The sequence below is a fragment of the Dietzia sp. SYD-A1 genome (assembly GCF_015356725.1).
In the GTDB taxonomy this organism is placed as follows: Bacteria; Actinomycetota; Actinomycetes; order Mycobacteriales; family Mycobacteriaceae; genus Dietzia.
In genome coordinates, this window is sequence record NZ_JADDKI010000266.1 from 1 (window position 1) to 10,034 (window position 10,034).

9 protein-coding genes and 1 pseudogene are annotated in these 10,034 nt (G+C 68.7%); all 10 read left to right on the forward strand.

What is annotated here, in order from left to right:
• Positions 1-97 precede the first annotated feature (97 nt).
• Positions 98-928, forward strand: a complete 831-nt coding sequence (locus tag IY392_RS11405; protein WP_228549314.1) for an ABC transporter permease — start codon at positions 98-100, stop codon at positions 926-928.
• A 47-nt stretch (positions 929-975) separates the two neighbouring features.
• On the forward strand, positions 976-1,785 hold the full coding sequence (locus IY392_RS11410; RefSeq protein ID WP_370446358.1) for an MlaE family ABC transporter permease: 810 nt from the start codon (positions 976-978) through the stop codon (positions 1,783-1,785).
• Entirely contained in the window at positions 1,782-3,218 is a 1,437-nt protein-coding gene (locus IY392_RS11415; RefSeq protein ID WP_194861284.1) for an MCE family protein, read from the forward strand. Before IY392_RS11410 ends, IY392_RS11415 begins: the two co-directional genes overlap by 4 nt.
• Entirely contained in the window at positions 3,215-4,306 is a 1,092-nt protein-coding gene (locus IY392_RS11420) for an MCE family protein (protein WP_194861285.1), read from the forward strand. The genes IY392_RS11415 and IY392_RS11420 overlap by 4 nt, the downstream gene beginning before the upstream one ends.
• Positions 4,303-5,325, forward strand: coding sequence for an MCE family protein (locus IY392_RS11425; RefSeq protein ID WP_017838135.1), 1,023 nt, complete (start codon positions 4,303-4,305; stop codon positions 5,323-5,325). The genes IY392_RS11420 and IY392_RS11425 overlap by 4 nt, the downstream gene beginning before the upstream one ends.
• Complete coding sequence (locus IY392_RS11430) at positions 5,325-6,551, forward strand: MCE family protein (RefSeq protein WP_194861286.1); 1,227 nt, start codon at positions 5,325-5,327, stop codon at positions 6,549-6,551. Before IY392_RS11425 ends, IY392_RS11430 begins: the two co-directional genes overlap by 1 nt.
• A complete protein-coding gene (locus tag IY392_RS11435) occupies positions 6,551-7,807 on the forward strand; it encodes an MCE family protein (RefSeq protein WP_194861287.1) in 1,257 nt (418 codons plus the stop codon). The genes IY392_RS11430 and IY392_RS11435 overlap by 1 nt, the downstream gene beginning before the upstream one ends.
• Positions 7,804-9,048, forward strand: a complete 1,245-nt coding sequence (locus IY392_RS11440) for an MCE family protein (protein ID WP_194861288.1) — start codon at positions 7,804-7,806, stop codon at positions 9,046-9,048. Before IY392_RS11435 ends, IY392_RS11440 begins: the two co-directional genes overlap by 4 nt.
• 53 nt (positions 9,049-9,101) lie before the next feature.
• Positions 9,102-9,818, forward strand: a complete 717-nt coding sequence (locus IY392_RS11445; protein ID WP_228549315.1) for a hypothetical protein — start codon at positions 9,102-9,104, stop codon at positions 9,816-9,818.
• A gap of 19 nt (positions 9,819-9,837) precedes the next feature.
• Positions 9,838-10,034, forward strand: a pseudogene (locus IY392_RS11450) (hypothetical protein); the annotation flags it as partial.

Consider the following 10,034-nt stretch of genomic DNA (forward strand, 5'->3'; position numbering starts at 1 on the left):
ACCCCGGTGGGCGCCGCGGACAGCACGATCACGGGAATCGACGACCACTACGGGTCCGACGAGAACTGAGGACACCGGACAGGTCGGGGGGAAGTAGATGGCGGAGGGTGCTGGTCAGCAACCCGAGGTGAGGTCCGGTGTGTCTCCGGCGGACGTGGGAGGTGGCGTCCGGAGCGCGGTCGGTGAGGCGGGAAAGGTGTTCCGTCTCTTCCTCGAGGTGATTCGTGGGATTTTCAGGAGGCCGTTCCAGTTCCGCGAGTTCATCGAACAATCGTGGTTCATCGCGTCGGTGACGATCCTGCCGTCGGCGCTGGTCGCGATCCCGTTCGGGGCGGTCGTGGCCATGCAGACGGGATCGCTCGTCCAGCAGCTCGGGGCCGAGGCGTACACCGGCGCGACGGGCGTTCTCGCCGTGGTCCAGCAGGGGGCGCCCCTGGTGACCTCGCTGCTCATCGCGGGAGCCGCCGGCTCCGCGGTCGCCGCCGACCTGGGTGCGCGGACGATCCGTGAGGAACTCGACGCCATGCGGGTACTCGGCATCGATCCCGTCCAGCGGCTCGTCGTGCCCCGCGTCCTGGGGATGATGCTCATCGCGGTCCTGCTCAACGGGCTCGTTTCCATCGTCGGCATCGCCGGCGGATACGTCTTCAACATCCTCCTGCAGGGTGGCACCCCGGGCGCCTACCTCATGTCCTTCGGCGCCCTCGCCCAGTTGCCTGACTTCATCATGTCCTCCGTCAAGGCGTTGATCTTCGGGCTCATCGCCGGGGTGGTGTCCTCGTACTGCGGCATGAACCCCAAGGGCGGCCCGAAGGGCGTCGGCGACGCGGTCAACCTCGGAGTGGTCCTGACATTCCTCCTGCTGTTCTTCGCCAACCTCATCCTCACGGCGATGTACCTGCAGATCGTTCCGCCGAAGGGGTCGTGATGGCGATATTCACCGATGTCGGGCCCACCAGGGCCCGGCTCCGGGCGATGGTGCGCGGGCCGATCAGCTCGTTCGACAGCCTCGGGGACCAGCTCGCGTTCCACCTCCGGGCGATCCGCTGGATCCCGCAGACCCTCGTGCACTACCGGAAAGAGGTCCTGCGCCTCATCGCCGAGGTGACCTTCGGCGTCGGCGTGCTCGCGGTCCTCGGCGGCACCATCGGCGTGATCGTCATGATGAGCGGGTTCACGGGCGTCGTCGTGGGACTGCAGGGGTACGCCGCGCTGGACCAGATCGGGAGCTCGGTGCTCACCGGCTTCCTGTCCGCCTACGTCAACACGCGCGAGGTGGCCCCGCTGGTCGCCGCGCTCGCCTTGTCGGCCACCGTCGGGTGCGGCTTCACGGCCCAACTCGGCGCGATGCGCATCTCGGAGGAGATCGATGCGCTCGAGGTGATGGCGATCCCGAGCGTGCCGTACCTCGTCACCACCCGGATCATCGCCGGCTTCATCGCCGTCATACCGTTGTACGTGGTGGGGCTGCTGTCCTCCTATATGGCGACGCGCGCCGTCAACACCATGGTGCAGGGGCAGTCGACGGGCTCGTTCGACCATTACTTCCATCTCTTCCTGCCACCGGAAGACGTGATCTATTCCTTCATCAAGGTGATCATCTTCGCGTTCGTCCTGGTGATGATCCACTGCTTCTACGGTTTCACCGCGTCGGGAGGCCCCGCCGGTGTCGGCGTGGCCGTGGGCCGCGCGGTGCGGACCACGATCGTCGTGGTGGCCATTCTGAACTTCTTCGTCGGACTCGCCCTCTGGGGCACCACCACGACCGTGAGGGTGGCGGGATGAACGAATTGTCAGCCGTGTCCAAGCGACTGCTCGCGGCGCTGTTCATCGTGATCGTGCTGGTCTTCGTGGGGACCACCATCGCGATCTACAACCGAGCCTTCACCGCCTCGGACAGCGTCACCATGTACGCCGACGACATGGCGTTCGCGTTGCCCAACGACGCCGACGTCAAGGCGCGAGGGGTCCTGGTCGGGCGGGTGTCCGGCGTCGAGCCCGAGGGTGAGCGCGTCCGCGTGAACATGGAGTTCGACCCCGCGTTCGTGGACCAGCTCCCGGCCAACATCAGTGGTCGTCTGCTGCCCAAGACGCTCTTCGGCGAGCGGTACGTGGCCCTCGGATTCCCCGAGCAGCCCGTCGGGACGATCGCACCGGGTGCCACCATCGAGCAGGACACCCGCGGTAACGCGATCGAGCTCGGCCGCGTCCTCGACGGACTGCTCCCGGTGCTGGAGGCGGTCCCGCCGGAGAAGCTGGCCGGGACGCTCGGTGCCATCAACCAGGCGCTCGCGGGCCGTGGCGACGAGATCGGCGCCGGGTTCGTGGAGATCGGGCGGGTCTTCGACGGCATCTCCGAGGAGATGCCCGCGTTGGAGTCCGGTCTCGAGGATCTCGCGACCTTCTCCCAGACCTATTCCGAGGCGCTGCCCGACCTCATCCACGCCCTCGACGCGCTGCGCACCACCGGGGACACGGTGATCCAGCGCCGCACCGACATCGCGGACGGGCTGCAGCGGATCAGTTCCTCGGCCGACGTCCTCACCGGATTCCTCGCCGCCAACCGCTCCGATCTCATCGCCCTCGCGATCGACTCACGGACGTCCCTGGAGTATCTCGCCGAGTACTCCCCGGCTCTGCCGTGCACCGTGGAGAACTTCATGACCGCGCTCGACCGCTCCGACGCGATCCTCGGGGTGGGAACCCCGAACCCGGGTATCCGGGTGACGATCGAGGTCGTCAACCCCAAGGGACGCTACGTGCCCAATCAGGACGAACCCCGGTTCTTCGACACACGGGGCCCGAGGTGTTACGTCCCGGCCGTGGAGCCGCAGATCTTCGGCGGAGCACCCGGCGGCGCCATCGCCGACGGGTCCTATCAGACGCCCACCAGGAACCCCGGGCCGGAGTTCATCCCGACGCTGCCCAACCCGCTCGACCAGGACGGCCCGGTGCCCGCCCTGCGGACCCGCGGATCCGTGCCGGCGGCACCGGGACGCGCAGTCCCCGAGCAGCCCAACCTCCCGTTCCCCTCGACCGTCACCGCCGGTCGGGACCGTGACGTCATGGCGATGGCCTACGCGGGCTCCCCGCTCGAGACCGACACCGTGCGCACCGTGTACGGCGTCGCCACCGATCGCGACGCGGCGGACATCCCCGCGTGGATCGGCGGGATCGGGGCCCCGGCGCTGCGCGGGGCGGAGGTGAGTTTCCGATGAACGCGAAGGTCAAAGCGCTGTTCCGCGGTGGACTGCTCGGCTCGTTCATCAAGCTCGCCGTGTTCATCGTCGTCACCGTCATGCTCAGCACGGTGTTGGCCACGACCATCCGCGGCGGCACGCGGGAGGAGGGGACCCAGTACTCGGCCGTCTTCTCCGACGTGACCATGCTGGAGAAGGGCGACGACGTCCGGATCGCGGGCGTCGTGGTGGGTCACGTGAACGACTTCGAGGTCCACGACCGCGACCAGGCCCTGGTGCACTTCACCCTGTCCGGGGACCGCACCCTCCCTGCGGACGCGCACCTCACGCTCCGCTTCCGGAACATGATCGGCCAGCGGTACATGAACATCTCCCGGGAACCCGGACCGGCTCAGCCGGAGCTGCCCGAGGGCACCGTGATCGGCATCGAGAACACCACGCCCGCGGTCGACCTCACAGCACTGTTCAACGGCTTCCGCCCCCTGTTCACGACACTGCAGCCCGAGGACGTCAACGCGCTGGCGGACTCCCTGATCCGGGTCCTCCAGGGCGAGGGCGGGACGGTGACCAGTCTGGTCCGTCAGACGGGTGAGCTGACCAACCACCTGGCCGATCGCGACCAGGTGATCGGGGAGGTCATCGACAACCTCACCCGGGTCCTGCAGACCATCAACGAACGCGACGTGCAGTTCCAGCAGCTCGTGGTGACCACGAGGCAGCTCGTCGAGGGACTCGCGCAGGAACGCGATGCGATCGGCAGCTCACTGGACTCGATCGCCGACCTCACGTCCTCGGCCGAGAACGTGGTCACCGCGACCCGGCCGGCCGTGGACGAATCGCTCGACCACCTGAAGCTGATCAGCGACAACATCAACGCCAACCGGGGGACGCTGAGCGAGGTCCTGGAGAACATGCCGGTCAAGACCGACAACCTCATCCGTATGGGGTCCTTCGGGTCCTGGTTCCAGTTCTATCTGTGCGGACTCGACGTGGTGCACGGTCCGGGCAACAACGTGCCCAACCTGCTGCCCAGCGGCGGGCCCGTCGTCAACCACACGGTGTACACGAACGTCGCGCCACGGTGCCACGAGGGGGGGATCCCATGAGCAAGCGGACGCCGGGTCAACCCCGGGTCGGAAACGCGACCATCGGAGTGATCGGGGTCGTGGTGATCCTGGTGCTCACGGCCGGGTCGTTCATGCTCGACTCCCTGCCGATCGTCGGGGCGGGACCGAAGTACGAGGCGTACTTCTCGGAGGCGGCTGGTCTCACGGACGGCAACGAGGTCCGCGTGGCCGGCGTCAAGGTGGGCGTGGTGACCGACGTGGAGCTCGACGGGGACAAGGTCGTCGTGGGGTTCCGGGCCAAGGACGCCTGGCTCGGGGACGACACCCGCGCCAGCATCCAGATCAAGACGGTACTCGGCCAGAAGTACCTGGCGCTGGTCCCCGCGGGCACCGGTGAGCTGGACCGCTCGGAGCCGATCCCCCTGGAGCGCACCACCGCCCCCTACGACGTGGTGACCGCCTTCTCCTCCGCCGCCGAGACGCTGGAGCAGATCGACGACGCCGCGCTCGCGGAGAGTCTGGACACGCTCACCGACGCCATGCAGGCCTCGCCCGAGGAGTTCCGCGGCGCCGTCGACGGCGTGGCGCGACTGTCCCAGACCATCTCGACCCGCGACGCGGAGCTGCGTCAGTTGCTCGAGGCGACCAGGACGAGCTCGGAGATCCTGGCCGAGCGGAACGACGACTTCCGTCGACTGATCATCGGGACCGGGCAGTTGCTGGGCGAGCTCAACGAGCGTGCCGAGACCCTCAAGCTCGTCCTCGCGTCGACCCGGGGGTTGTCGGCGGAGCTCCGTCTCCTCGTCGCGGACACCGAGGCGGAGTTCGGCCCGACCCTCGACAGCCTGGATTCCGCGTTGTCGGTGCTCACCGACCACGAGGAGGACCTCAAGAAGTCCATCCACAACCTCGCGCCGTTCTATCGCCTCTACGCCAATATGTTGGGCACCGGCAGGTGGTTCGACTCGGTGGTCACCAACCTCATCCCGCCGGGCATCCCCGAGCCGCCCTTCTATCCCGGTGCCCGTGCGCCGGCCCGACAGAGTGGGATCAACTGATGCACAAGAAGCTGCCGTACTGGTTGGTCGCGCTGCTCCTCGTCGTCGTCGTGGCGATCGTCACCGTGACCTACCTGACCGTCACCCGGATGGGCCGGACCGTCATCACCGCGACGTTCCCGTCGGCGGTGGGTATCTCCCAGGGCACCGACGTCCGGATCCTCGGTGTGACGGTGGGCTCGGTCGAAGAGGTCGTCCCGATGGGCGACACGGTGGAGGTCACGCTCTACGTCCGTCGCGGCATCGACGTCCCCGTCGACGCCAAGGCGGTGCAGGTGACCCCGTCGGTCATCCCGGACCGCACCATCCAGCTCATGCCCGCCTACTCCGGTGGGCCCACGATGGAGTCCGGGGCGCACATCCCGTTGGAACGGACCGCGACCCCCGTCGAGGTGGACAAGCTCTACGCCTCGGTCCAGGACCTCACGGAGGCGCTGGGGCCGGATGGCGCGAACAGGGACGGCGCCCTCGACAGGTTCGTCACCCGGTCCGCCGAGACCCTCGGCGGCAACGGCGCCGCCCTGGGGCGGTCGATCGACGAGCTGTCCCGTGCGGCCACGACCCTGGCCGACTCCAGTCAGGACATCAGCGAGACCGTGGTCAACCTCCAGTCGTTCGTCACGATGCTCGCGCAGAACGACGCGCAGGTCAGGCAGTTCAACACCCAGATGGCATCGTTCAACCAGACGGTGGCGGGCCAACGGGAGGACCTCCAGGGTGCGCTGGCCGAGCTCAGCTATGCGCTCGCCGACGTCGCGCGGCTGGTGCGGGACAACCAGGACTCCATCCGCTCCAACGCGGACCGACTGGCCACGCTGAGCCAGATCACCGCCGACCAGCGCGGCGACATCGAGGAGATCCTCAAGACGGCCCCGCTGGCCCTGGCCAACCTCATCGGTGCCTACGACTCGGAGTCGGGGACCCTCTCGATGCGGCCGAACATCCCGGAGAAGCAGAACCCGGCCGGAATCCTGTGCCAGATCATGACCCTGGGCCGCCTCAACCCCGGGGACGAGATGCTCCGCGAACTCGACAACCTCCGCCGCGCGGACATCCAGGCCTGCGAGGCGCTGGCACCCGAACGGAACCGTGAGCTCAGGGCCTCCAACCCCGACCTCCCCCTCGGGATTCTCGCGGGTGAGATGAAGCAGTCCATCCCGGTGCCCGGGACCGTGGAGGGCAACCGCGGATGGCCCATGACCCCCGCTTCCGAAGGAGGACGGTGATGAGTCGACACCGGTTCAGGATCGGTGGCACCGCGGTCCGTGCCGTGGGCGCGTCCGCCGTCGTGGCTGCCCTCGCGGCCGGGTGCTCGACCGACCTCCAGGACTACACGCTCCCGGGCGGCGCCGACGTCGGTGACGACCCGATGACCGTCTCCATCCAGTTCGACGACGTGCTGGACCTGGTCCTGCAGTCCTCGGTCAAGGTCAACGGCCTGGACGCCGGTCGCGTCTCGGGTGTCTCGCTGGCCGAGGACGGGTGGACGGCGCAGGTGGACGTGGTCCTCCGGGACGACCTCGGACTGCCCGCCAACGTCGAGGCCTCGATCCAGCAGACCAACCTGCTGGGGGAGAAGTTCGTCCAACTCACCCCTCCCGAGGACGAGGAACCGACCGGGCAACTGACCGACGGCGCGGTGATCCGGACCGCCGACACGCGGACCGCCACCGACATCGAGCAGGTGCTCGGCGCGCTCTCCCTGTTGCTCAACGGCGGGGGAGTGGACCAGATCCAGCCCATCGTGGCCGAGCTGCGCGCGTTGACCGACGGTCGCGAGGAGGGGCTCACCCAGACGCTGCGTTCCGCGGACGAGCTCATCGCCGGGCTCAACCGGCAGCGCGACAGCATCACCGCCGCGCTCGAGGGCGTCAACCTCATGACGGCACGGGCGAACGACCAGCGGCAGCAGATCCAGGCGGCCCTCGACGAGCTGCCCGCCGGTGTCGCGGTGCTCGAGGAGCAGCGTCCCCAGTTCGTGGAGATGCTGCGCCGTGTCGACGCGCTGGGCGAGGTGGGATCGGACATCCTGCTCACCAGCAGGGAGGACCTCATCGCCGACCTCAGGGCGTTGCGGCCGGTCCTGCAGTACCTGGGGGAGTCCACCCCCGAGCTCATCGACCTGACCGGCTTCGTCCCCACCTTCCCGTTCCCGGACGCCTCCATCACGGCGACCGTCGGAGGGTCGGCAAACTTGTTCCTCTCGGTCGACGCCACGATCTCGGAGACGCTGCGCAACCTCGGTGCCAACCAGGGCGACCCCGTGCCCATCCGGCCGACCACGACCAGGGGGCCGTACAACGTGGACCCGGGTAACCCCTGGGTGGGCGGCAACGGTCCTGATCGCCGCACCACCATCGTCCTGCCACTGCTGCCGGTCCCGCCGATCATGGACCGGGCGGTCGTGCCCAGGCCCGCACCGGGTACCTCGGAGTTCTCCGAGACGTACCTTCCAGAACCAGGGGAGCCCGGATATCAATGAGCAGAACGCTGAAAACCCAGCTCATCGTCTTCGGCCTCATCGCCGCCCTGGGCATCAGTTACGTGGGCGCCAACTATGTCCGTCTGCCCTCGCTGCTCGGCATCGGCCAGTACAGGGTGTACCTGGACCTGCCCGACACCGGCGGGGTCTTCACCAACGCCGCCGTCAACTACCGGGGTACCCCGGTCGGACGCGTCGGTGAGCTCACGCTGACGGACGACGGGGTGCGGGTCGAGCTGGACATGGACTCCAGCGCCCCCGAGGTCCCCGCGGACACCGTGGCCGTGGTGGCCAACCGGTCGGCGATCGGCGAGCAGTACGTCGACCTGCGGCCCAACACGTTCTCGGAGCCCTACCTCCAGGACGGGGACGTGATCTCCGCCGGTACCGAGGCGCTGCCGGTCCGCGTGGAGGACCTGCTGGCGTCGGTCGACGAGCTGTCACGGTCGGTCCCGCTCGACGACCTCGAGGTGACCGTCGACGAACTCGGCAGGGCGTTCCAGGGCCGGGGGCCGCAGCTGCAGCGACTCTCGGATTCACTGATCCGCATCGCGGATTCCGGTATCCGCACGATGCCCCAGCTCCAGACCCTTATCCGGGACGGCGCCACGGTGCTCGACACGCAGGCCGACCAGTCCACGGAGATCGTCAGCTTCTCCCGCGATCTGCGGACCGTCACCGAAGCGCTGCGTGACTCCGACTCGGATCTCGAGAGGCTCATCGACACCGGGCCGGAGTTCGCGGACGAGATGCGATTCCTCGTGGAGAACTCGGGGGAGCCGCTCACGCGGACCTTCGGCAACCTGTCGACCACCATGAAGACGGTCGACCCGCTCGCCCCGTCCTTCGTCGTGCTGCTGCAGTTGCTCCCAGCCCTGAGCGCCGGAGGCCTGTCGGTGGCCCCGGGAGACGGCACCATCCACTTCGGTCTGGTCCTGGAGATGGACAACCCCACCCCGTGCACCCAGGGTTACGAGGGCACGTGGGACATCATCAACGAGATCAAGGCGCAGGACCCGTCGTTCGACCCCCAGGAACAGAACTTCCCGCCCAACTACGAGGCGCGCTGCACCGTGCCCTTCGGCAGCCCCACCGCGGTCCGCGGTGCGGATCGCGTGGAGTACGCGAGCCCGGAGGTGTCCCAGCCCTGGGACACCAAGCCCAAGGTCGACCCCGACCGGCTCAACCTGTCCGTGGCCGCCGAGCAGCTCGCGGTACTCCAGGGACTGATCCCCCGGTGACCGCGGGACCGGGCGGCGGCCCGGTGCCCGGGGGTTCCGGTAGCGTCACGCCCATGAGTGCGCAGAACACCGATGGTCGCGCGGACGGCCGCACCGAGGGCGTCGGGGAGGTGAGGAGCGTCCCGACGTGGCTGGTGGTCGTCTCGGTGCTCGTCCTCGTCGCGGGCCTGGCGACCCTGGCCGTGTCCGGGGTCCGCTACGCCGAGGCCCGGTCCGCGCAGAACGTCGCGACCGAGCGGGACGCCGTCTCCGAGGTGGCCTCGCAGGTGATCATCAACGCGTTCAGCTTCGATCACCGGAACGTCGACGACTCGCTCCAGATGCTCGCGGAGGCCTCGACGGGGGATTTCCTCGTGGAGCAGGAGCAGTGGTCGGAGGATGTGCGTACCCGGGTGATCGAACAGAAGGCGGTCACCACGGCAACCGTCTCGCACACCGCGGTGGAGGAACTGGACCTGGACGAGGGGACCGCCGCCGTCCTGGTGGTCTTCACCGCCCATTCGGAGCGTGAGGGCCAGGAGGACATCACCGGTCGTCAGGCGATGCGGGTGGACCTGACCCGGGTCGAGGACGAGTGGAAGGCCAATGCGGTCAACCAGGTGGGCGTGACGGTGCCGGTCGGCTCGTCCAGCCAGTCGGTGCAGGGACTTGAGGTGCCCGACGCCGGTGACGAGGACGCCGCCGGCGACGACTCCGCCGAGGAGGACTCCGCCGACTCCGGGGCGCAGGAGGGGACGACCACCGCGCCAACCACCTCCGCCGGCCGATGAGAAAGGACGGGAACGGCTGATGCCACCCATCAAGAGGACCCCGAAGCCCGGGGGCCACCCGGCACGTCGTCGCCTGGCCGGCCACACCGGGCCGACCCGCGCCGGGATCGGCTCCGGCGCCGAGCAGGACCACCACGGGGACGAGTCGCCCGACCAGAGGCCCGACGCGGGTGCCGCCACCGCCCCGGGGTCCGACACCGCCACTGCCACCGGGCC